Genomic DNA, 24969 nt, shown 5'->3' on the forward strand with positions numbered 1-24969 from the left:
CTCTTTTAAAGTGTTCACTGCGAAGCGCTTCGCAATTAACACAATAAGCTATTACTGAGCTGGAATAGTAATAGTGTAGGTGTTAGTACCTGTACCAGTAACCGTTACGATTGGGTCTGGATCTGTTGGATCTTCAGGGTCGTCAACTATTGGGTTTGATGAGCTGTCAGAAACAACGGCTACAGTTGCTGCTGCTGCAACACCTGCAAATACTAATGCCTGAGTTGACATGCCACCGATGCCAGCGCCTGAAGCACCTTCACCAGCTGCACCGTCTTGTGCCATTGCTGGTGCAGTCGCTAAACCTAACGCAGCAATAACTGATAATGCTAAAGTTTTCATAATATTAACCTCACTCCCGAGATATTGATACATGTATCGCTGTAGACTGAAAACACTCCAGTTAACAGCAACTTTCATAGTATGTTTATACGCTGCTAAATGCAAACTGGATTTATAAATTTTCAGTAAAATTTGTTAAATACTGTTAATAGCAGCCACTGCTACCGCCGTGTTATACAAAATGGTGGTAACCTGTGACCAAAGCTCAAGATCTTCTGTGTAAGTTGTGTCCATAGGCACAATAATAGCATCGCCCGGGCCTAGCTGTGAGCTTTCGCTAAAGCTAAACCAACTGCTGCCGCCTTCGTAACGTTCAATGGCCCCGTTGGCTTTAACAATATAAATGCGATCTTCGTCCGCTTTTTCTTTAGTGCCACCACTGCGGTCAATGTACTCTTCCACCGATACGTCAGGGTCGAAACGGTAGGACGTTGCCATTTGCACTTCACCCATAATACTCACCGAGTCATTACGGGAAGGAACGTGCAAGGTATCACCGTCTTTTAACTGAACGTCGTTGGCACCATTAGCGCTTAACAGTTTCGGCAAGTCCATAATTAGACGACCCACCGGCTCTGCCGACAGCAAGTCAGCCAACAACGTGCGCATTTCATCATAAGAAACGCGACTATCGCCGGTGCCAGTCAGCATATTTCCGGCAACTTCGCGCTGAAGCTCTTGCGCCAGAATTTTTTTACGCTCTTGCTCCTGCTTGCGCAGCTCTTCACGAGTAAACACCGCACCTTTTATAAACGCATGCTCTGTAAAGCCACCTGCCCGTTCAATAAGCTGCGTGAGAGTTTCCCCCCGCTTAATGGCGTAGGTTCCCGGGAAGCGGACTTCCCCCCGCAGGGTTACTTCATAGGTATTTTGCCACTCAGGAATACTCAATACATTTAAGCGGTCACGACCTTGTAACGGAACATCCATAGCGCCTTGCAGAACATTGTTTAAGGCAACAGTAACGTAGTCTGTCTTCGTGGTGTCTTTATTGAACTCAAAGCGAGTAATTTCAGCTCGTTTTAAGTAGGCCGAGTCTTTAACTCCGCCAGCGGCTTCCACCAAGCGACTAACACTGGCGTTTTCCACTAACGGATACACGCCAGGGTGGTTTACCTCACCAGACACATAGACTAACGGCGTATTACCGTTACTGGTACGCTGACGCTGTATACGCTGCATAATCGGCTCTAATAGCTTGTCGCGCGAATACAGCGCTAAGTCTTCTTCGGCAACTTCAACGTCGTCTTCATCGGGTGAGCCGAACAAATCAGACAGCGGTGTTAAACGGCGCTCTTCTGCCAAACGCTCCCGCTCTTCCTCTTCTGACGCTTTAGCGTCTTTAACCAAGTCTTTCAAAAACGCCTGACGGTAATCACTTAATAGTTCCTGACGCTCTTCCGCCTGACGCTCTTGCTTGGTTAAAGTAAAGCGAGAGAGTTTCTGCTTTTCTTCTTCTTTCGTCTGATAGCGGCTAAAAATGACAATTTGGTCACGCTCTTGCAGTTGTAAGTTCTCACCTTCAACGCCAGAAATAGCCTCTGCTACGTTAAACTGGTACAAGCTCAAGTCACGTTTCGTACCAGTTTCACGCACAACAAGGCCATAGCCTAGGTCAGCCTGCTCTAATAAGTCCTGACGGCTATCGAGCAAAATATCGTTAATGCGAATGCCCGGCTTCCACTCATAATGTCCCGGGCGAGTCACCGCGCCCACTAACAATAGGCTATTATTAAGCGACTCTGACACCTGACGAAGCGTTAATACGTCACCACCTTTCAATTCTTTGCTCAGTTCCGCGTTTGAGGTTAAGTCAACCGTACTAATAACTCGCTGGCCTCGAACAATACGCTCGAGCTGTGCCGACGCTAAGTAAGCGTCGTCTTCACTACCACCAGCAAAACGCAATGCGTCTTTTAAAGTTTCATCGCCTTTTAGCTCATATAAAGCCGGACGTTTAACCTGGCCTTTAACGGTCACCATGTCACCACGTGCCGGAATGAAAACGACATCGCCACTTTGCAAAATGCGGTCGTCAGACGCGTCGCCTTTTAATAGCAAGTCGTACAAGTCAAAGTCTACAATAACCTCGCCAGCACGCATTAGCCGAATAGAACGCAGTGACGCAATGTCCGACACACCACCGGCAACATACAGCGCTTGGCTAATGGTCGACAGCGAGCTTACCGTGTAAGAGCCCGGCTTATAGGCTTCTCCAGCAATAAACACCTGAATGGAGCGCAGCTCACCCATAGAAACAGCTGCATTAAAGCCAATAAGGCGCTGTTTTACCTGATTTTGAATTAGCTCCTGCATTAAGGTGTAGCTTAAGCCCGCAACCGTTAGCTCGCCTAAGTCAGGAATAACCACTTTACCTTCTCGGTCAATGGTTAAGTCGTAGGTGCGGTTTTCTTTACCAAAAAGCTGAATTTTAATGGTGTCGCCAACGCCCATAATGTAACTGGAAGGCACTGGTGCATAAGAGGTGGGTGCAAACGTTTTTGGCTCGCCGGAAAACAAGTCATAGCCGAATGCTTTTAACTCATCATCGTCACGAGTGAACTGAGCTTCTAAGTCTTCCGGAATTATCGGGTCGCCATTTTTATCAAAACGAGTACCTCGCGGGAAAACGACATCTTCTTGTTGCTGGCTCTTGCTGCCTGAGCTTGAAGAAGAACCGTTTAACTGATCCAACATGCTGGGGTCAATGCCAAACTGTCGGGCAAGAGCTTCCTGCTGAGCACGGGGCAGTTTTTTTAACTGCTCAATTTGAGCCTGGCTCGGCATAGACTGCGCATGTGCCGTTACTGAATTACCTAAAGCCACAACAGCAACGAGCAGTACCATACTCGACAAGATAGACTTCCAAGAAATCAAAGCGCTTCCCCTTTATGTTTATTACTTAATTTGCACCCGGATAATCGCAGCATTTTATAAGCTAACTTCCAAAAAAGCTACGGTAGCTTCACGTTATCTACGTAAACCTTAGTAAGGTATCATGCCTTTGTTTTTCAAATACTGCACCACTTGCTCTGCTGCTTGCTCTATGGTCATTTCATCAGTTTTTAAATGCACTTCCGGCTTCTCTGGTGCCTCATAGGGCGACGAAATACCCGTAAAGTGAGAAATGTCACCAGCACGGGCTTTTTTATAGAGGCCTTTAGGGTCTCGATGCTCGCAGATTTCCAGCGGCGTATCGACGAAAACTTCAATAAAACCTTCGCCCGCTAATTCACGCGCTTGCGCCCTATCAGCAATAAAAGGAGAAATGAACGCCGTACCAACAATAAGGCCTGCGTCTAAAAACAAGCGACTGACTTCAGTAATGCGTCGAATGTTCTCAACACGGTCAGTGTCGTTAAAGCCCAAATCTTTATTCAGGCCATGGCGAACGTTATCGCCATCTAACAGGTAAGTGTGGCAACCCAGCTCAAACAATTTACGGTCAACAGCATTAGCAATGGTTGACTTGCCGGAGCCACTTAACCCTGTATACCAAAGCAATGCGGGTTGGTGTTGTTTCTGCGTCACACGGTCATTGTGCGAAACGGCGGCATCATGCCAGACAATATTTTCTGTCATTGGTTTGTCATCTTGTCAGTTATGGAAAAATTGTACCGCAGGGGTCTTAAAACGGAAACACTAACGGAATAAGCCACAAGCTCATTGCAATGTAGGTTGCCGAAACAGGCAGGCCTGCGAGCAAGAAGTGCTTAAGCCGGTAATGGGTTGCGTTAAAGACCATCAGGTTGGTCTGATAGCCGTATGGGGTAATAAAGCTGGCAGAGGCGGCAAAAGCAACGCCCATAACCATAGGGAACGGGTCTACCCCCATACCCAGCGCCAGAGAGTATGCGACCGGGAACATCAGCGCAGCAGCGGCATTGTTGGTGACCAACTCTGTCAGTAGGTACGTCAGCAAAAAGACACCGGCAAAGGTTAAATACACACCATTGCCCGCCAACGACGTTGCCGCAAAGTCACCAATGGCGTCCGCAACCCCCGTGCTCTGCATAGCAGTCGCGAGGCACAAAGCGCTGGTCACTATCAGCCATATTTCAACCGGAAAACGGCGCTTAATTTCATTCAGCCGCAAACAACCGGTTGCAACCAATGCCGCCAACAGAAACAATACGCCCAGAAACAAAGAAGAGCCCGTCGCTACGGTTGCGCCTATCATGGCGACAAAGCCCCATAGCGTCAGTTTTTCACGCCAACCGCTAAGCATGTTCTCGGGGCGCACACCACTTAATACAAAGAAGTTTTTCGTTAAGTTAGTGCGGGCAGCAAAGTCGGGGCCCGTCGCCAGCAACAAAATGTCGCCGGCCCGCAAGCGCACATAACCTAGTCGACCATTAATGCGCTCGCCCTCTCGTCGTATTGCTACCACGGCGGCATCAAAGCGAGCCCGGAAGCCACTTTCTTTTAGTGTTTGTCCACACAGTACAGACTCGGACTTAATCACCACCTCTGTCAGCTCATGCGTTTCCAGCCCTTTTTGCTCAGCAAAAAGTGACAGACCCGGGAACTGGTTCAGTACCTTCACCTTGCCAACATCCCCCGAGAAAATGAGCTTGTCGCCAGCCTGCAACACGTCGTAACGTGTCACCGGTCGCTTTATTTCTCCGTCACGGTGCAGTTCAGCTAAAAACAGATCTTCTAAATGGCGCAATCCCGCGGCTTCAACAGTTTGGCCTACTAAGGGTGAGTTGTTCTCAAGCTCTGCTTCTACAAAGTACTCTCGCCCACCTTCGTCGGCTTCGGTGAAGCTCGGTAGAAAACGACTCACCACAAACAGCACCAATAGCCCGGAGCCGAGAACACCAACACCCACCAGCGTGAAATCAAAAAACGCAAAGCCGCTGTGACCGGTTTCGGTAAATAAGCTGTTAACAATAAGGTTGGTAGAGGTACCAATAAGCGTCAGTGTACCGCCCATAATAGCCGCGTACGACAGAGGAATAAGCAATTTAGAGGCAGGAATGTAGCGGTTGCGCCGCACAGCGTTAAGCAGCGCTGCAACAACCGCTGTATTATTCAATACTGAAGAGGCTAGCGCGCTCAACCCCATAACGCGCCACGTGGTCAAGGCATTTGAACGACTAAACAGGTAACGCGACAGGGTTCTCAGTAAACTGGTTTTCTCTAGCGCAAAAGAAATAAGCACCAGCATAACCAGTGTCGCCAGACCCGGGTTGGCTGCGTTCGACAGCAATGCGTCTTGCGACACCCAGCCACTGGCCACCGTAACAAGCATAGCGCCAGAGAAGATCATGGCAGAGCGCTCCTGGTAGCGTATAAGCAACACCACCATGAGCAACATCAGCCCTGCCAGTAATATCCCCGGCGTCATAGCGACAGGTTACTTCAGCAGGTCTTTCGCTTCCCAATGCGGGAAGTGTTTGCGAATGAGAGCATTCAGCTCCAGTTCAAACTCGCTGTACTCGTGCTTCACTGCATCGCTGTCACCCGAGTCCGACAACGCCTGCTCTATCATGCCCGCGCCTACGGTCATATTGGTCATGCGATCAATCACAATAAAAGCCCCGGTTTTCGGGTTGCTTTGGTAGTCGTCGAACATGACTTTTTCAGTCACACGCACATCGACCTGACCAATTTCGTTCAGCGCCAGTTCACCAGCTTTGTGCTCGTCAAAGGTATTTACGTCAATGCGATGCTGAATATTCTCAATTTCACCGGTCGTCAGCTTACTGTTGAACTTCAGGTAGTACTCACGATGCGTTTGCATAGCGTCTTCGTTCATCCACACCAACTTGGCACGGAAACGCGACGACACATTCGGCAACTCGTCTTTTTTGACAATCATGTCGCCACGACTAATGTCGATTTCATCGTTCAGCGTCAGCGTTACCGCCGCCGGTGCTTTAATTGACTTGTGCTCACCTTCAAAGGTGACAATCGATTTAATAGTCGAAATTTTACCCGACGGTAATACCCGAACCGTGTCGCCTACCGCAATTTCACCAGAGGCAATAGTACCGGCAAAGCCGCGGAAGTCTGAGTTTGGACGGTTCACATACTGAACCGGGAAACGAAACTCCGAGTTGTTCGCGCCGCGCTGTACTTCCATGGTTTCCAGGTACTGCATTAAGGTCGAGCCACGGAACCAGCTGAGCTTTTCACTGGTATTTACCACGTTATCGCCTTTAAGCGCCGAAATAGGCACAAAGCGAATATCAGGGATATCCAGCGAGCCAGCCATGTCCAGGTAGTCAGCTTGTATTTGCTTATAAACGTCTTGTGAATAATCGACTAAGTCCATTTTATTCACCGCAACTACCACGTGCTTAATACCCAACAGCGAGCAAATGAAGCTATGGCGGCGCGTTTGTGTTTGCACACCTTTGCTGGCATCAATAAGAATAACCGCTACGTCACAGGTTGATGCGCCTGTAGCCATGTTACGGGTGTACTGCTCGTGGCCCGGGGTATCTGCAATAATGAACTTACGTTTGTCAGTCGAGAAGTAGCGGTAGGCCACGTCTATGGTAATACCCTGCTCACGCTCCGACTGTAAGCCGTCAACCAATAAAGCCAGGTCAACCTCGTCGCCGGTTGTTCCCATCTTTTTACTGTCAGCAGTAATAGCCGCCAGCTGGTCTTCAAAAATCATTTTACTGTCATGCAGTAAACGTCCAATTAGGGTGCTTTTACCGTCATCGACACTACCGCAGGTAATAAAGCGCAGCAGCTCTTTATTCTCGTGCTGTTTTAAATAAGCAAGTATGTCCTGTTCAATTAATGGGCTGGCGTGTGACATTAAAAGTAGCCCTCCATTTTTTTCTTTTCCATGGAACCGGCACTGTCGTGGTCAATCACTCGGCCCTGACGCTCAGATGTGGTTGTCAGCAGCATTTCCTGGATAATTTCCGGCAAGGTTGCTGCGTCAGACTCAATAGCACCGGTTAGTGGGTAACAACCCAGTGTACGGAAGCGCACCATCTTCATTTCCGGTGTTTCTCCGTCTTCCAGCGGCATGCGGTCATCGTCCACCATAATTAAGGTGCCGTCGCGTTTAACCACTGGGCGCTCTTTCGCAAAGTACAGTTCTGGAATATCAATATTTTCTAAATAGATGTACTGCCAAATGTCCAGCTCTGTCCAATTCGACAGTGGAAAGACACGAATGCTTTCGCCTTTATTCACTTTGCCGTTAAAAATATTCCAAAGCTCAGGGCGTTGATTTTTCGGGTCCCAACGGTGGTTTTTGTCACGGAAGGAATACACACGCTCTTTTGCGCGAGACTTTTCTTCGTCTCGACGGGCGCCGCCGAAAGCAGCGTCAAACTGGTATTTATTTAACGCCTGCTTCAACGCCTGAGTTTTCATTACGTCGGTATGCAACGCACTACCGTGGCTGAAAGGTCCAATGCCTTTTTCCACACCTTCCGCATTAATGTGCTCAAGCAATTCAAAGTCATACTTTTCTGCCATGCGGTCACGAAACTCTATCATTTCGCGGAACTTCCAAGTGGTGTTCACGTGCATTAGCGGAAACGGAATTTTACCCGGCGCAAACGCTTTACGTGCCAAATGCAGTAACACAGAAGAGTCTTTGCCCACGGAGTACAACATAACCGGGTTATCGAACTCTGCCGCTACTTCACGGAAAATATGAATAGATTCATACTCTAACGCTTTTAAGTGCGTTAACTTCTCTTCGCTGATCATTGGTTTTCCATCTTGTCTAAGCGTAAATGTTTAATCATTGCCGAATAGGTCGCGAGTATACACTTTCTCGCTAACATCCTGAAGTTCGGGCGCCATACGGTTCGAGACAATAACGTCCGCTTCAGCCTTAAAAGCCTTAAAGTCATTCACTACTCGCGAGTTATAGAACTTATCGTTTTCTAACACAGGTTCATACACAATAACGTCAATACCCTTGGCCTTAATGCGTTTCATAACGCCTTGAATGGCCGAAGCACGGAAGTTGTCGGAACCTTGCTTCATGACTAAGCGATAAATACCCACGACCTTTGGTTTACGAGCAATAATACTGTCCGCAATAAAGTCTTTACGGGTACGGTTGGCATCGACCACCGCACGCATCATGTTTTGAGGTACATCCTGGTAGTTGGCTAATAGCTGCTTGGTGTCTTTTGGTAAGCAATAACCGCCGTAGCCGAAACTCGGATTATTGTAATGGTCACCAATACGCGGGTCCAAACCAACTCCCTCAATAATCTGCCGGGTATTCAAACCGTGAACTTCAGCATAAGTATCCAGCTCGTTAAAGTAAGCGACTCGCATTGCAAGGTAAGTATTAGCAAAAAGTTTAATGGCTTCAGCTTCGGTGCTGTCGGTAAAGAGTGTCGGCACGTCCTTTTTAATCGCACCCTCTTTCAAAAGCTCGGAAAATACCTCAGCACGCTGTGATCGCTCCCCGACAATAATACGAGACGGGTACAGGTTGTCATAGAGAGCTTTACCCTCACGCAAAAACTCCGGCGAGAAAATGATATTATCGGTCCCCATTTTCTCTTTTAACATTTCGGTATAGCCCACCGGTATGGTCGACTTTATGACCATAACCGCTTCAGGATTAATTTGCTTTACCTGAGCAATAACGGCTTCTACACTGCTGGTGTTGAAGTAATTGGTCTCCGGGTCGTAGTCTGTCGGTGTAGCTATAACAACATAGTCCGCATTTATATAAGCTTCTTCAGCGCTCAGTGTCGCTTTAAGGTTTAAGCTCTTATTAGCTAAAAACTCACTAATCTCTTTATCTTCTATTGGCGACTGGCCAGAGTTGATTAAGTCGACTTTTTCTTTGATAAGGTCTACTGCGACAACTTCGTTTTGCTGTGCAAGTAACACCGCGTTTGATAAGCCAACGTACCCTGTTCCGGCTACTGCTATTTTCATAATATACGTATTCCCTAAAGCCGCGGTTAATTAGTTTGCCTATTCTGAGCAACAGTCCAAGCGAGTTCTCACCGAACTCGATCGCCAGAACCTTTACCAGTCACTGTCATTAAAATGTAATGGAAGTAACTTCTAAGGTTTAAGGTTTTAATCATCTTTGCATCAGTTTCCGCCAACAGCTCTGGTGTCGACATATCTATTTCATTGATTTGAGCCAGTCCAGTTATGCCTGGGCGAACATCAAAAACCCCTTTTACTTCGCGCGCAGCGGTTAACTCTTCCTGATTAAATAGGCCAGGCCTAGGGCCTACCAAACTCATTTCTCCCTTCAAAACATTCCAAAGCTGTGGCAGTTCATCTAACTTCGTTTTACGAAGAAAACGTCCAAATTTTGTAATTGACGAAGCACTTGCCAAATGGCTAGCAACTGAAGCGGTATTTTTCTTCATTGTTCTAAACTTAACTAAAATAAAAGGTTTTTTATTCTTTCCTACACGCTCCTGTCGAAAAATAGGAGAGCCAGTGTCAAAAAAGCCAATTAACGCGAGCAAAACTAATATAGGGGATGCAACAAGCAACCCTACTAATGAAAAGCAAAAATCCAATAATCTAATCAACTCTTTTCTCCGTTATGAAGCAACGACGTAGACCTTGCTCTACTGAGATAGGTGGAAGCCACCCCATTAACTTTGTTGCTTTTGACATATCAACTCTTAAATCTCCAAGCAATTGCTCTGCTATTACCTGCTTTCCTGATAGCTTTGCCAAAATAGTCAAAAAGCGTTTATGAACAGGTAGTAGCCGAACTGGCTTACCCATAGCTTTCCCAACTTCCCGAAGCAATTGTGTTGTGGATATATCTTTGTTATCGCTAACCAAAAATAGCTCATTCCCCGCTCGAGGATGGCTAATTGTCGCTAGAATAAAATCCACAAGATTATCAACACTGATAAACGCTCTTTTGTTATCTACAGCTCCTAAAGGAAGGGGGATACCTTTTCTAACAAAGTTTACTAAAGTAGCAAAATTACCTGGAGCATTCTGACCATAGATCATTGGTGGACGTATAATGGTAACTTCCATATCAGTTGTTTCTGCAATTTCCCATAAAGCTTGTTCAGCCTCATATTTTGAACGAGTATACTCGTTAACAGGACACGGTTCGTCTTGTTCAGTAAAAGGGCTTCCCGATGTCGCTCCATTAACACCTATTGAGCTAATAAAAATAAACCTTTTAACACCAGCTTTAGCTGATTGCACCGCTAAGTTTTTAGTTCCATGAAAGTTTATGTTTCTATAGCTTTCCAGAGCTTCACTACCTACTTTATTCTTTTTGTGGGCGACTCCTGCCACATGAATTACCACGTCCTTGTTAGCGAGAGCCTCTGTCCAATCCTGTATGCCGTCAACTGAACCTTTAAAAGTGTTTTCAATTATTTTTTGCGGCTTTTCGCGTCTTATGACACCGGTAACCTTATAGTCAGTCTCCTCTATTGCCTGGAGTATGTTGTAACCTAAAAAACCATTTGCTCCGGTCAACAAAATATTCAAGTCATTAGTCCTCATTAAAGACCATACGATAGAAGCTATTTACCCCATCTTCTCGGATATATTTTTTTTTGATTATCTCTCTGTTATAAAAATTAAGCTGCGACCGTTCGGTACCTTCCACAAGTTGTTTAATGGTCGCAACCAATACAGAAGGTTGGTTAGGGGGAATAATTTCGACGTCCTGAAATTCGGATAAAACTGATATTGCTTGCCCTTCACCTCCGTAAACAACACGCTTACCCGTAGCCAAATATTCGTATAATTTAGACGGAACCGCCCCGGCAAACTCAGGTGTAAGTTGGGCCCATAAAACATCCGATTTTTGATAGAACTTAGGAATCTCAGACCAGTCCACACGTCCTTTTAAAAAAACATTAGCAATGCCTTTTGCTTCTTCTTGAATCCTATCAAATTCCGAGCCTTTTCCGACAACTACAAAGTCAACCTCTGGACACTCTTTTGCTGCTTCAATAAACGTTCTCAAATTCTGCGCAACACCGACATTGCCAATATATAGAACTTGCTTTCTCTCGCATTCGTTAGCATCTGACGCCTCCGTAACGGCCTGTACTTGAGCAAACTGCTTCAAAGATATTCCATTTGGGCAAAGCACCACTTTGTTTAAATCCACACCCATTTCTTCTATTAAATATTTTTTCTCCGCGTTATTCGTAACGGAAATGTAATCGAAAAAAACAAGCCTTCTTTTCGCAAAGTATCTGAAAACCTTTTTTATAAAGCGACTGAAAAATGACTTATCGCTTAAGTATTCCCATGTAATATCGCGTACATCAAGAAGAGAGACTTTGGCAATTGAGGGGTTAAATAGAAACAGCAAAAACATGGAGGGGATAGTTATACAAATACACTCGGTACCATGCGGAGTGCTTTTTAAAACTTTTCTTGCTAACCTTAGCTCTTTCCATGCTCTTATAAAAAAGTTTCCTTTATTCGCTTGTTCAGCGTCAAGAGCTTTATGCCTAAACCTCTCTATTTCACCGTAACTTCCGCCTTTAGGGTTAACAAGAGTTACCGAAGCATTTCGTTCCAAAGCCAAATTTATAAATGGGGTTATTCTGTTTCTTAAGACAGGTTCGTTTAAAGAGTAAGTAGAGAGAAATGTGATTTTTTTCATATTCAACAGGCTACAATATTCCACTGTTTAGAATTCAAGTCGGGTTGTTAATGTAGAACCATCAATAGAAACTTGAATCACCTTATTTGTAACCGACTCGCCAAAACTTGGGTGCCATGTTCCCTTAGTAACTTTAACCGCTTTTGCTCCATCAAATGAAAGCGAAAGCCTTTCACCATTTGCAGTTATTAGTGAAAAACAGCGACTACTGTTCTCTTTAAGTATCACTTCAGGGTGTAGATGCCATAGCGCAACCGCCGTTTCAAAACGACCAGTAATATTATCTTCAATAGTTAGAGAGGAGCTTTTTGCGAGCCACATCCTTTTGTGAATTACACCTTTTCTAAATTTTTTATAACCATCATGGCTTCCCTGTAATTGAATTACTCCACCTTGCTTCTCAAAAGAGACACCAAAAGGCTTGGCTCGCTGCCCCACTCTGAAACCTGACCAAACTTCCGTAGAATTCTCATCATCAACTACTACTGTATTGTGAGCTTTAGTTGAACGCTGGCGGTGCCTTTCCTCGTCATCTCCGTACTGAGAAATGCCTGAATTTACCAGAACTCTATGTCCATAAAAACTAAATTCACAGCTTAACGTGTCCGCGTGCGCATGGCCTGGCTGATAATCCGGACCTATGTGAGCCACATCAGCTAAAAGACAATGCCCTTCATTCCACTGAATGACTCCATAACCACTGCTTTCAAGTAATTTGCCATCAATATCATAGGGCTTTATCTCACTATTGTGAGTGGATATACCCAGTATTGAGGAATAGCGATTTAAATCTTCTAAGGTTGGAGCAATACCCAGAGTAGCATCATTAAAAAATGCAATATCACCATCGGGATGACACATGCTAGCAAGCCACTCACCCCCCTTTGAAAATACCTCTTTCCACACCCTCTTGTGTTTACTAAGCTCCGGCAGCTCTGAAGTGCGTTCTAAAGTAAGCAAATCTGCCAAATCCCACAAAAGGATTGCTTGGTACATAGTCGAGCGCTCAAAGTGCCCCCCATCATCTAAAAACTGCTCCTTTATTTCCCTTTCTAACAGGTTAAGGCCCATATTGAGCCAAGACTCCCCTTGCTTTCCCCCAAAAAAGGAACCAATAAACACAAGAGCTTTTGCATTTGCAAATAAGTGGTTGGCAAGAATATGGTATTCCAGTTGCTGCTCTAATGCTTTCCCTTGTTGAGCAAGGGATGCAAGCCACTCTTTTTTTATCCTGTCAGTCGGCAGCCTAAGGAAGTATTTAACCCAATTCACAATACGGAGTGATAAGCAATAAGGCTCCCAGCCATTGCCGTGCAAAGGAGGATTACCCTCTATCCACTCATCAATAATTTTTGAGCAAAGGTCTACACGGTCGCCCTCATGCTTTGCATTTAGATCATCATGATAATGTAAATTGTAGAGCCATAATTTGGGAAGTAAGTCGTCATTCCAGTCACCTTTCAATTGAGCCGTTTGCCCTAAAAAGGTGAATATTCTCGCATCATTTGTCATCGGCTCTAAATAATAATGACCCGACCAACTTTTTATACTTCCACGTAACGTTAACTGACCAGTACTTTGTAATTGTGGCTTTCTTAAACGATAGTAGAACTGATAGAAAATCTGGCTCAGTTTCAGGTACTTTAGCGTGTGAAAAAGCAACACTAACTTCTTCATTGTTTTTTAAGAAACTCAGCAATTCTCTTACACGCTTTACCATCTCCATAAGGGTTATGAGCCCGAGACATGCTTTTATAGATTTCATTATTCGTAAGCAACTCAGAAACCTCATCGAAAATCCGCCCAGCACTTGTACCTACAAGTTTCACGGTTCCGGCCTCTACCGCTTCTGGCCTTTCCGTCGTGTCTCGCATAACAAGAACCGGCTTACCCAAGCCTGGCGCTTCCTCTTGTACTCCTCCACTATCCGTAAGCACTAAAAGGCAATTTTGCATAAGGTAAACAAACGGTTCATAACCCAAAGGTTTAATCAGGTGAACATTTTTTAATCCCGCTAGTAACCTTTTTACCGGTTCCTGAACATTTGGGTTCAAATGCACTGGGTATACGAAATTTACATTAGGATAACTCGTGGCTAGCTGTTTCAAGGCCATACAAATACCCTCAAAACCCTGACCAAAATTCTCACGCCGATGTCCCGTAATTAGCACATAAGGGGAGTTAGCTAAATTAATTGATAAACCCGCTTCTTCAAGCTTCTCTCCAATGAGTTTTTTCAGCTCAGGCGAGCCACTAATTTTGTCCGATACCCACTGAAGCGCATCAATTACAGTATTACCAGTTACTAATATGCTACTTTCAGCAACTTTTTCAGCAACGAGATCTTTACGATTTCTCTCGGTCGGCGCGAAGTGCCACTTAGCTAAACGCCCAGTGAGCTGTCGATTTGCCTCTTCAGGCCATGGCGAGTGCAGGTCATGAGTTCTTAAGCCTGCTTCTACATGACCAACAGCAACTTTTTTGTAAAATGCAGCCAGAGATGCAGCAAATGTGGTCGCGGTATCTCCGTGCACCAAGACTAAATCAGGTTCTACTTTATCAATCACATCTCGCATGCCTAAAAGGACTCGAGAGGTGATATCAAATAAGTCCTGACCACCTTTCATAATATCTAGATCATAATCTGGCTCTATATCAAATAAGTTAAGCACCTGATCTAGCATTTCTCTGTGTTGCGCTGTAACAGCTACGCTAACCTTAAAGTCTGACCGGTTTTCTAACTCTTTAACAAGCGGAGCCATTTTTATAGCTTCAGGACGAGTACCAAACGCTAATAATACTTTCATTTAACAACCTTGATTGCGTTAATACTTACTTTTGCTTAACAGTAACGCCGCAAAAATCCAAAACCTTTCCTTTAGTGGTTAAATCACTAAATTCTTTATGAGCAACAAGGTAAATAACAATATCAGCGGTATCTGAAGCATCTATAAAATCATGCAGTCTAATACTCTTGTGCTCTTTCAAGTTAGGCTCAACAGCCAATACATCAATATTTTCAGCTACAAGAGCTTGAAAAACTTCTAATGCAGGAGACTCTCGCAAATCATCTATATTAGGCTTAAATGCAAGTCCCATACAGGCGACAGTAGGTTTCTTATCAAAGCTCTTTTCAAAATGCTGCACCTCAGAAAGAACTCTCGCAGTCACCCACTCAGTCTTATAGTCATTAATTTCTCGAGCTGCTCTAATGATGCGCGCATCTTCACCTCCCGCATCAACAATAAACCAAGGGTCAACAGCAATACAGTGCCCGCCCACTCCTGTTCCGGGTTGTAAAATATTAACTCGTGGATGGCGGTTTGCTAAACGTATTAGCTCCCACACATCAATTTTAAATTTATCGCACAAAATCGAAAGCTCGTTAGCGAAGGCTATATTTACGTCACGGAAACTATTTTCCGTCAACTTAGCCATTTCAGCGGTTCGAGCATCCGTAACCAAGACTTCACCAGATACGAATGTTCGGTAAAAGTTTGCCACTATCTCCCCAGCCTCTGGGTCTACTCCGCCAACAATTCGGTCATTTTCAACAAGTTCCCGCATTATGTGACCAGGTAAAACTCTCTCAGGACAGTGGGCTATATGGACTTGAGAGATATCTACACCACTTTCTTCAAGAATTTTAGCAACTTTCTCAGTCGTTCCAACCGGCGAAGTCGACTCAAGAATGACTACATTGCCAGGACGAACCACATCAGCAATAGACTTAGCCGCCTCTAAAACATAATCAATGTTAGGTACAAAACCGTCATGGAAAGGGGTTGGCACAGCAAGAATAAAAATATCTGAGGTTTCAGGCTGTAAGCCAGCCTTTAAATGCCCAGAATTTACTGCTGAGCGCACGAAAGCATCCAATTCTGGTTCAACAATATGAATCTCACCGCGATTTATTGTATCGACGACATGGCTAGATACATCAACTCCCTGGACTTGGTAGCCCTTGTTTGCAAGCAAGGCTGCCGATGGAAGACCAATATAACCCAAGCCCAAAATACAAATTTTCGAATTAGAAAACATAAAAACCTTTGATTTAAGTTAGGATAGAACAGGATGCCTAAATAGAGACTTGGATAGTTCTTCCATGCCCACCTACTGCAAACGGAGTCAAATAAAGAGTATCGTGATTTTCTTCGTTCGTCGAAGGAAGTAGCACTTGCCCATACTGAAAATATTTCATAGAGAGGAAATCTTTTCGCCATTCCACCAGTTTGTTCCAATCTTTTCCATTTGAAGAGTACCAAACTTCAGCTAAGCGACTAGAGTTTATATCGCTTTGCTCAACAGCTGTCGAAAACACCAATTTGTCCTCTACCTTGCATCCGTAGAAAACGGAGCCTCCAACCGGTTGAAGCTTTTCTATATGATTACCTTCTCTATCCGTTCTGTAAATGAAGTTTTGCTCCTGCGGAGTATCTGAGCCAAAGTAGATCCACTTACTAGAAAATAGTAACTGAACAGCTCGAGTTTGTTGTGATCCCCCAAGCACTTTATCTAAAGTAGTAAAGTTATTCCTTGTACACCAGATACCCGACTCTTCATTAGAGTCACCGGTAGTGACCCAAAAGGAGTCTGTGTAAGCATCATGAAAAACACCGTGAATATGCCTTACATCATTGAACTGCCACACTGACCGCCATTTGTTAGACTCAAAGTCTAGACTATATATATGCACTGGAGAGCGCTCTGAATTAGAGCGATATTCACCATAGAAAACTTTATCGTCTGATGCACAAAGAACCATCGGACGAGAGCCTTCAATAAAGCCTAAACGAGTTATAGAGGCATCGGCTTGTATTAAAAAAGACTCATTATTTACAATTGCGACCCATTTCCCTCGAGCTTTAACAAGGTGGTGTACTCCTAAGCGCAGCAATCTTGATAACATATGGGACTTCATTGCTAGTCTTAACGACGTCCTCACAGGTAGAGTCAGCCAGTGCTTCCAGGTTTGTCCTTTGTCTTCGCTAACGAAAAGGTCTGCACCACACGCTAAAATTAGTTTGTTTTTATTTGCAAAAACAATCCGCCCTTTCGTCACTTTAACCGCTTGCATGCTTTTTTCACTTTGTAGTTTCTATATATACGGTAGGGTTTATCAAACAGGGAAATAGCTATGAACCCGGAGTACACCCAAAAAAGGTCGAGAATAGACAATCGATTTTTTTTTGAGTCACGTTTGTATTTACCAACCTGAAATGCTTGTTTGCAAGACATTTCCGTCAATAAGATCTCTTTTGCAGATAACTCATTCATCCACTTTTGCTTGTTACCTTTTAATAAAGGCCCAAAAGTCTCCTTCTTCCAACTCAGTTCCTCGGCGGATACTAGTTTTCTCGCCGCATCACCAAAGTTAAGCATACTTTCTTCAAATGGAAGACCTACTTGTTCGCAAAGTCTTTTCAGTACTCTTTCAGGATCTTTCAATAAGTCTTCGTATACTATTTCATAATAGTTTTTTCCAAAAAATCGCTTACCCATTTCACGCCCAAGTTTCAACTGAACTCTGTTAGCGAAAATATGTTTCCACACGTGCCCCGTTTTAGACCACGCTGCCTTCTTTTTAGAAAGCAGAACGTCCCTAGGATCCCGGACAATATTAACTATTGTTGCTGTGGGAGTAATAGCTGATACCAAAGGCAAGAATTCAATCAACCTTGGATCTTTATCCCCAACCCAATCGCGCATCTCAGAGTTAGCAGCGTTAGCCAACTTGTGAAAAAGCTCTCTTTCAGAAAAAGAACTATCTTCGGAAAACCAAGAATTGATATCAATACCTGTTCTAGCCAAATGCGAATCACTACCTAAACGTTCTTTTACAGCATTAATTCCGCAACGCTCATATAGCTCAGATAACACTCCAGTAAAAATATAACGTCTTATAAAAGAGGTCTCAGGTAGATAGCAAACTTTACTGTTAGCAGCAATCATGCTTTGTAAAAGAGAGGTACCGGAGCGCCCCACACCAATTACGAATAGGAGCTTCACAGATCGTTCAATGCTCATAGAGTGCTCTAATCTTATTGATATATGACTCTTTAGAAAAGTTCTCTTTAAGCTTGTTTATCAATGACGTGGATATGGTCAGATATTGGCTATCATAATTTCTTAAAACTTCTTCTAAAATACCGGCTAAAACATAAGGGTCGTTTTCATTCGGTGAAAAACCTCTAAAAAATTTCTGTTCGTCACAGTTCAACCCTGATAGCTCGGACATCTCTTTAATTGTATTCTCGTACCCAATGACAGCCGCTCCGCTCAACGCAGCTTCCACATAAACTAAACCGAAACTTTCCGAGACACTTGGGACACAAAGGATTTTACTTCTATTCATTAATTTTAAGACTTTCTCATGACTAATTGCACCCAAAAAGTCCACCCTATTTCCATATCCTTTCTTAAGGTCTCCAAGTAGCTCACCTTGACCGACTATTTTACACTTTGGCTTATCATCAATTTTACTCAAAGCCTCCAAAACTAACTTTGGGCGCTTTCGTTCAGTTAAACTTCCCACAAATAATACATCTATATCCTTAGCCATGCGTCGACTCGTTAGGATTTCAACAGGGTTATGGATTACTCGATTATTAGGAGTATTCAGTCCGAGCTCGTCAGACCTGTTTTTATCTGTCTCAGAAACATGAACTACACAATCAAACCAAAGCTGCCCGGTTTTGTGGATACTTATGTACTTTCTTCGAGTTTGACCACTTGACCTAAGAATATCATCATAACTATGTACCGTGAGAATTTTTCGCCTAATAGCGGCAGACTTAGTTACACTATGAAACTGATTGTGTATCGAGTGCACATGAACTACATCAAACACACTTACGTCCAAGTTATCCAACTTATAACGAGTCAAGAACCTATTGATGATAGCTCTTATTCTAAAATCCCGTATTAGAACACTTGCACTAATGGATTTATATATTGCTCTCAAAAAACCAAAAACAGAGAAACTTGGAATCCCGACTACTCTAATTTTAGAATTTAATAGAAACGATGAACCAAGGTAGGAGCCTACTGCTAGTATAGTCACATCATATCCATACTCGGATAGCAGCTCGGCGTGTTGCAAAGTGTGTACTGAAACTCCACCGTAGTTACTGGAACCAAAAGAAGATGGCATTGGGCCTACGATCAATACACTTTTAACTGAGTTGTCTGTTGTCAAAATTCACCTTAATAAAACTGCGTAAATCATCACGAAACTTATTGTCTGCATTTTGGATAATCAATCGGTACTTACATGTTTCCAATTCATTATTATAGTCCGAAATGTTTTCAATAAAATCTGTCAATTTCTTAGCCCATGTTTCTATGCGCATACTTTCAACACTAAAAAAGGACGAGCCAGATGCTTCAGATAACCCTCCTCGATTCGAATGAAGCACAGGCACACCATGGAGAATAGATTCCGCTGCGACTCGACCATAGGGTTCATACCAATAAGACGGAGCGAGGAGCACATCTATTAACTGAAAAATATTATCATGTGATTCATAACCATGAAGAACGACATTTTTATTATTCACTTTAGTTGTATTTTTATCGGCATTAAACACATGAAATTCGATTTCAGGAAATAAGACAGATAATTGTAAAACGAGACTTAGCCCCTTATATTTTGGTCCCGATATAAAGCCAGCTTTAAGGTGCGCCGCGTCCAATAGCCTATCTCTTTCGAACGTAGCTACTGATTTTATTTTAGGGTGAAAAACAAAGAATCTATTTATTCGATAAACCTTAGCAATCTCTTGCGCTAGGAAGCTGCTATTTACTATTACATTATCTGCTATACGATAAGCACGCCTCCAAATAAGATAAAAGAAAGCATCTCTAATAAGGTCTCTAACTCCACCTTTACCATAAAGCCTCCCCTTTAGAGGGAGCTCGTTATAATCCCTGGTAATTATTGTGAGTTTTTTATTGTCAGATGAAATATGCTTATAAAACTGACAAGCATGCGGAATCGAGCCTTTCGAACCAAAAAAAATAAGCTTTTCATAGCTAGCTAGATGACGGCGCATAAAAGCATTAAGCTGCTTATTTCCTTTCCTCACGAAAAAAGGAAAAGGCAATGTAACGAACTCGACAAAATTAATCGAAACACCTTGTCTCTCAGACTTATAAAAACTGAATTCTCTCCCCGGAATAAATATGAAAATATCGCCGAATTCTGATAGTGATTTAATCAACTCTATATTAGAGATAACGCCGCCTCTTGGTTTAACTACAGAAAACGGGTCTTCTCTGAAAACAAAGGAAAAGCTAATCATCACTCATACTCTTAAGTTTTTTATACTCGTAAATAAACATCGTAAAAAAAATAAATATAGGGGCGTTATAATAAAAAATATTAACATCGACGGCCATAGCATAGATCAAAAGGAATACTAGCAAAGATATCAGCGGTCGATTAAAAGCATTTATTTTTTTATAAGATAACGAAAGGGAAAATATGAAAACCGCCCAAACTATGACAGTAAGCAGAGGGATCAATCCAAACTTCAACCAAATATTCAACAACTCATTGTCTAAAGAATGAAGTCTCGCGTCTGCTGGAAGACCTAAAAACCACTCGTTATTGACTGTCGATAAGGCGTCAGACCAAACTTCAAAAACACGAGCTTTGAAACTACTCATATTTACAAATCGATCATAAATTTTTTCGTAAATATCAGTAACAAAAAACGCAGAAAGTACACATATGATGAAAAGGATAAAATAAAGAACTCTCTTGGGTTTTAGCCTTTTTGAAAAGTAATAAAAGCCGAACGACACAGTTAAAGCTATCCAGACGGATCTCGACTGAGAAGAAACTATGGCTAAGAAAAACAAACTAGTCAAAGTTAATTCTAAGATATTACTTGCCTTTCTTAAATGATTGTTAATCATAAAAATAAAGGCTAAACCCATTACAAAACCAGCTTCGTTAGGGTTTCCGTAGAATCCGATCGCACGATCCACATTATTGTCTGCATAGTGTAATGCACGTTCAGCGCCAAGCAACTCATAGTATAATGAGTTAATCCCATAAGGATTAAAAAATTGGACAATCATGATAATAGACAGGAGCATTGCTCCGAAGTAAATCCCAGATTTAACTTTCTTCTTGTAGTTTTCCACATCAAAAGCCTTTAATAAGACTATGCAGTAAATTATCATCCCACTAATCGTGACTATTCTAGCAATGCTAACATCGGAAGCTGCTCTTATTTGCGAAAAAGCTTCGAAGGCCAGAAATATAAAAAATGGAGATAATACATATATGTCATAACGAGATAATGTTACCTTTTCTATTTTTAATAAAAAATAGAAAATAGATATAGTAGAAAACAAGATAAAGAAAGACAAGTTAATAGGTTGTAAACGAATCGGAAGAATAAATGCAATTAACAGGCAAAAAGCAATAGATAATACAAAAAGACTCTCAACCGAAAATCTAATACGCTTTATAGTTGAGTTGGCGGTTGTGTTATTATAATTTTTTTGAAGCATTTTTCACAACACTTAATATTTCAAATATTATTTTCCTATCAAATAAAAATAAAAGAAAGAAGTATCCCACACAAAAAAACAAAGCCGACAAAATTATTTTGGATGCCGTACCAACATTAAAATATAAAAAAAACAAATAAATTAGAATAAATGATAAGCTTGAAAATAAGTAATAGAATGAAACATCTTTTAATTGCTCTAACGTTGAGTAACCTATCAATCTTCCTGAGTAATATTTGTTAGGGAAATAAAACAAAAACGCCTGACAAACTTGCCCCCAAATAACAGCTTCCAAGCCAATAGGAATTGTAATAAAAAGTATGATTGTCATCAGAACTTTTTTAAAAATCTCTAAAACTAAAAAGATGTCAGATCGGCCGGTTACCTTTAGTATATTTAGGTTTAAAGAATTCACGCAAAGAGGTAACGAAGCTATTAGAAGAATTTGTAGATATACATGTGCATCTTTCCATTTTTCGGAAAAAAACAAATCGAAAAGCCATGGAACCACTAATATAAAAAATACAATCACAGGAACATAAATTGCGGTAACTACTTTAATTACTCGCCTGTAACCTGCTTTTAGCTCGAGTTTGTTAGATTGCTTTTTAGAGAGTGCAGGAAAGGTTACAGCTTGTATAGAATGCAAAAGTTGGCTGACCACTAGCTCTCGTATTTTGTCTGCGAGAAAATATAGGCCAGCAGCAGAAGAGCTAAATAGTTTTGCTATTACTAAAGGGTAAAGATTTTTATATAAAGTATCCAAACTACCCGATAAGAAAATTTTATAACCGAAGTGATATAAGTTTCTCAGAGAGTTCCAACTAAATGACTTCGCTGGCCGCCACCCTTGGAAATACCAAAGTAATATAGTTTGGCAACCTGAAAATACTAGGGATTGTCCAACTAATGCCCATGCCCCATACCCTAAAGACGCGAAAGTCAATGCCACTGCAGCTGATATAAAACTTGACGGAAGACTAGCAAACATTTGAACTTTGAAATTCAACTTTCTGCTTAGACTAGCAACTTGTACTAATTGAAAAGAATTAATTATTATAGCTAAAGAAGAGACACGTACGAGCTCAACAAGCTGACTTTCTTCGTAAAAATTGGCTATGACCGGCGCGAGGAAAAACAGTAGTAAATACGATACAAGACCCAAACAGATATTAGAATAAAATGCTGTAGAATAATCGATTTTAGTAACTAACTCAGAACGAATCAAAGCTTGCCTGAAACCTGAGTCCATTAAGGATTGGCCAAGCGCTATAAATAGACTTATCATCGCAATCAATCCAAAATCTGTGGGAAGCAGGAATTTAGCTAAAAGCAGTGTTACTAAAATCCCAATCCCCCGACGTGACAACTGCTCACCGAAGTTCCAGACTACGCCGACTGTGGTTTTCTTAGCTAAGTTCAATATTTATGCCTAAAGTAAAACACAATGAATCTCTTTATTTCTTAGAAGAATTTATAGATTCAATTAAAATTTTTGTCTTGAAGAGAGCAGTTTCAGATCCTCTTGCCTTCCTAAGATGAATTCGATTAAAGAGTCTTTCTTTATAAGTAAGAGGCTGTGATAATAATTCTGGAGTCTTATTAATATCCTCAATCGAGTTTAAGTAAACACCCCTCTGTTTATAATCCGTATAGAAAGGATTTTTAGAATCCAAAATAACTCTAGCTCCCATAAATAACGCTTGAGCAATATTATTCCCCGCTTGCTGTCTTAAATGGTTCATAAATACTAAGCCACATGATTCGAGGACTCTATTATATTCATTGACAGTTAACATTTCAGTTAATGGGTAAAACCTATCACCGAAACGCTTAACACCCTCATTAATAACAACGTTACGATAATTCATATCTCCATAGCTTAGCGGAGCTATTATTTTACTACTCTCATTTAGATGATGTTCATACTTCTTTAAAAATCTAATGGCATCGAGATGATTATTAGTTGGTGTAGAACTATTTCCCAACAGGATGTTTTTTCCCATTGAAAAATCGTTTCCAAACTTACAATCTACCAAATTAGAGCTATTTGCATAATTCCAATCAATATACTTTGGGTTCCAGCCATTAACCTTATTTAATACGCTATGAAATTCACTTTCCAAAACTGGACAGAAATAATCGACCCGAAGAATTCCAGTTTCTTTCCTAATCGAATTAGGATATAAGATTTTATCTCGACAGTATTTAATAAGACTAATAATTTTAGATCTTCTTAAATTAGACCAAAAACTATTGTTAATTACTATATCGTTAGTTGCCGCCTTTAACATCTCTGACGCTGAATTATAAATTATGTCATAATAATCAAAGCCCATACCAATCCAGTATACAGGCATCGTCTTTCGACAACGGTTTATCAATTCGATAGAAAACTTATTCATTCCATGAATTATCAATGCATCATAGTTGTTAAGTTTATTAATAAATTTACCATTCAAGTACGAAAATTTACTGACACGAACAGGATTAACTTTCTTTAGATTTTTTATTGGAGAGTCCAAGTCCGGCAATATGAAGTCGTTAGCGTGAGGCGCAACTGACTCAAACATTTCAAAAGCTGAGTCAGGAAACTTTTCATCCATTATTATGTGAGCAATTTTCATATGTGATCTAGAGGCTGTAGCCTAATAATTCCAACCTATCGCTAGCCACGCTTTCAAAATCAATTAACTGTTTTTCAGACAAATCCCTTTTATATCTACCTACACTACTATCAGCCAAAGGCATAAATGTCTTATCTTTCCAACCCTTAAATTCATTCGGCTCATCATTATTTTTATAAAAGGCTAGCATTTCTTCCGAAAAAGTTACTGACAAAAAATCACACACTTCTTTAAGGGTATTAATAGGACTATTGACCAAGTCTTCATACCGAATATATATTGCGCCCTTATTAACCCATTGCAACATTACCTCAACTGACTTCTTCCACTCTTCTGCGATATCTTTAATATCTGCAGTCAGATTTGGTTTATATCGAGAATTGAGCTTCTTATTACTAAGATCTAAATATGAACAGGCAACATCCCTTCCATCACGAACAATAAATATTTTCCTACACTCGGGAAATATTTTTTCCAACTTTCTCACACGACTTATGTAGTAGTTATTTTTATCACCAAATAATTCAGCTTTTTTATTCGCTTTATTAGCGTAAGCACGATAGATCTCTAGAACTAGTTCTTGATAGGTAGTCGGCTTATTTTCTATTATTAGCGAAAAAACTTCATCAAAGTCGAGCTCCCACGTCTCGAATTTTTTAGTTGAAAAAACTTTACGTAGAAAGTCACCATAAATTTTTATATTTAGTTTTGTTCCTGCAAATTCTTCATAAAGCCACTCGCAAAAACCACATTCTGGAGGAACAGCAATTTTAGGGTGGTTATTCAACATAAGACGGAACAAAGATGTTCCCGACCGAGGATTACCCAAAATAAAAAAGGGAGGGGTTCTATGCATTTTAGTAAAAGTACCTTATTGAATTTGCAGTTAATTTCAGTTGG

At 41.8% G+C, this 24969-nt stretch carries 21 protein-coding genes and 1 pseudogene; all 22 read right to left on the reverse strand.

From position 1 onward, the window contains the following. Positions 1-51 precede the first annotated feature (51 nt). Positions 52-342: a hypothetical protein gene (locus BLT32_RS11320; RefSeq protein WP_053954405.1), complete on the reverse strand. Its 291-nt coding sequence runs from the start codon at positions 340-342 to the stop codon at positions 52-54. A gap of 135 nt (positions 343-477) precedes the next feature. Continuing rightward, positions 478-3219, reverse strand: a complete 2742-nt coding sequence (locus tag BLT32_RS11325; RefSeq protein WP_235444009.1) for an SLBB domain-containing protein — start codon at positions 3217-3219, stop codon at positions 478-480. Between the two features lie 108 nt (positions 3220-3327). Further along, entirely contained in the window at positions 3328-3924 is a 597-nt protein-coding gene (cysC, locus tag BLT32_RS11330) for an adenylyl-sulfate kinase (RefSeq protein ID WP_053954374.1), read from the reverse strand. A 46-nt stretch (positions 3925-3970) separates the two neighbouring features. Then, a complete protein-coding gene (locus BLT32_RS11335; RefSeq protein ID WP_053954375.1) occupies positions 3971-5695 on the reverse strand; it encodes an SLC13 family permease in 1725 nt (574 codons plus the stop codon). A gap of 9 nt (positions 5696-5704) precedes the next feature. After that, positions 5705-7123 (reverse strand): sulfate adenylyltransferase subunit CysN, encoded by a 1419-nt coding sequence (gene cysN, locus BLT32_RS11340; RefSeq protein WP_053954376.1) that lies wholly within the window; start codon positions 7121-7123, stop codon positions 5705-5707. After that, positions 7123-8034 (reverse strand): sulfate adenylyltransferase subunit CysD, encoded by a 912-nt coding sequence (gene cysD, locus BLT32_RS11345; protein ID WP_053954377.1) that lies wholly within the window; start codon positions 8032-8034, stop codon positions 7123-7125. The genes cysN and cysD overlap by 1 nt, the downstream gene beginning before the upstream one ends. Positions 8035-8064: 30 nt before the next feature. Next, positions 8065-9231 carry a nucleotide sugar dehydrogenase gene (locus BLT32_RS11350; RefSeq protein ID WP_053954378.1) on the reverse strand — a complete coding sequence of 389 codons (1167 nt, stop codon included), beginning with the start codon at positions 9229-9231 and terminating at the stop codon, positions 8065-8067. Between the two features lie 68 nt (positions 9232-9299). Then, positions 9300-9848, reverse strand: a complete 549-nt coding sequence (locus tag BLT32_RS11355; RefSeq protein WP_053954379.1) for a sugar transferase — start codon at positions 9846-9848, stop codon at positions 9300-9302. Then, complete coding sequence (locus BLT32_RS11360) at positions 9841-10782, reverse strand: NAD-dependent epimerase/dehydratase family protein (RefSeq protein WP_235444010.1); 942 nt, start codon at positions 10780-10782, stop codon at positions 9841-9843. Before BLT32_RS11360 ends, BLT32_RS11355 begins: the two co-directional genes overlap by 8 nt. A gap of 4 nt (positions 10783-10786) precedes the next feature. Next, positions 10787-11917 carry a glycosyltransferase gene (locus BLT32_RS11365; RefSeq protein WP_053954381.1) on the reverse strand — a complete coding sequence of 377 codons (1131 nt, stop codon included), beginning with the start codon at positions 11915-11917 and terminating at the stop codon, positions 10787-10789. Between the two features lie 27 nt (positions 11918-11944). Then, complete coding sequence (locus tag BLT32_RS11370; protein ID WP_053954382.1) at positions 11945-13594, reverse strand: heparinase II/III family protein; 1650 nt, start codon at positions 13592-13594, stop codon at positions 11945-11947. Then, the gene (wecB, locus tag BLT32_RS11375; protein WP_053954383.1) at positions 13591-14724 is read right to left on the reverse strand and encodes a non-hydrolyzing UDP-N-acetylglucosamine 2-epimerase; all 1134 of its coding nucleotides are present in this window, start codon (positions 14722-14724) and stop codon (positions 13591-13593) included. Before wecB ends, BLT32_RS11370 begins: the two co-directional genes overlap by 4 nt. Positions 14725-14749: 25 nt before the next feature. Further along, positions 14750-15958 (reverse strand): UDP-N-acetyl-D-mannosamine dehydrogenase, encoded by a 1209-nt coding sequence (wecC, locus tag BLT32_RS11380; protein ID WP_053954384.1) that lies wholly within the window; start codon positions 15956-15958, stop codon positions 14750-14752. A 37-nt stretch (positions 15959-15995) separates the two neighbouring features. Further along, positions 15996-16994, reverse strand: a complete 999-nt coding sequence (locus BLT32_RS11385; protein WP_053954385.1) for a hypothetical protein — start codon at positions 16992-16994, stop codon at positions 15996-15998. Further along, on the reverse strand, positions 16976-17944 hold the full coding sequence (locus BLT32_RS11390; RefSeq protein ID WP_053954386.1) for a sulfotransferase family protein: 969 nt from the start codon (positions 17942-17944) through the stop codon (positions 16976-16978). Before BLT32_RS11390 ends, BLT32_RS11385 begins: the two co-directional genes overlap by 19 nt. After that, entirely contained in the window at positions 17934-18479 is a 546-nt protein-coding gene (locus BLT32_RS13065) for a glycosyltransferase family 4 protein (protein ID WP_235444011.1), read from the reverse strand. Before BLT32_RS13065 ends, BLT32_RS11390 begins: the two co-directional genes overlap by 11 nt. A 30-nt stretch (positions 18480-18509) precedes the next feature. Next, positions 18510-19070, reverse strand: a pseudogene (locus BLT32_RS13155) (glycosyltransferase); the annotation flags it as partial. Positions 19071-19092: 22 nt separating this feature from the next. Then, positions 19093-20220, reverse strand: coding sequence for a glycosyltransferase (locus BLT32_RS11400; protein ID WP_053954388.1), 1128 nt, complete (start codon positions 20218-20220; stop codon positions 19093-19095). Then, entirely contained in the window at positions 20213-21442 is a 1230-nt protein-coding gene (locus tag BLT32_RS11405; protein WP_053954389.1) for an O-antigen ligase family protein, read from the reverse strand. The genes BLT32_RS11400 and BLT32_RS11405 overlap by 8 nt, the downstream gene beginning before the upstream one ends. Next, on the reverse strand, positions 21423-22865 hold the full coding sequence (locus BLT32_RS11410; RefSeq protein WP_053954390.1) for a lipopolysaccharide biosynthesis protein: 1443 nt from the start codon (positions 22863-22865) through the stop codon (positions 21423-21425). Before BLT32_RS11410 ends, BLT32_RS11405 begins: the two co-directional genes overlap by 20 nt. Positions 22866-22899: 34 nt before the next feature. Next, positions 22900-24069 (reverse strand): TDP-N-acetylfucosamine:lipid II N-acetylfucosaminyltransferase family protein, encoded by a 1170-nt coding sequence (locus BLT32_RS11415; RefSeq protein ID WP_053954391.1) that lies wholly within the window; start codon positions 24067-24069, stop codon positions 22900-22902. A 7-nt stretch (positions 24070-24076) separates the two neighbouring features. Then, positions 24077-24925, reverse strand: a complete 849-nt coding sequence (locus BLT32_RS11420; protein WP_053954392.1) for a sulfotransferase family protein — start codon at positions 24923-24925, stop codon at positions 24077-24079. Between the last annotated feature and the right edge of the window lie 44 nt (positions 24926-24969).

The organism is Idiomarina zobellii (assembly GCF_900100855.1).
In the GTDB taxonomy this organism is placed as follows: domain Bacteria; phylum Pseudomonadota; class Gammaproteobacteria; order Enterobacterales; family Alteromonadaceae; genus Idiomarina; species Idiomarina zobellii.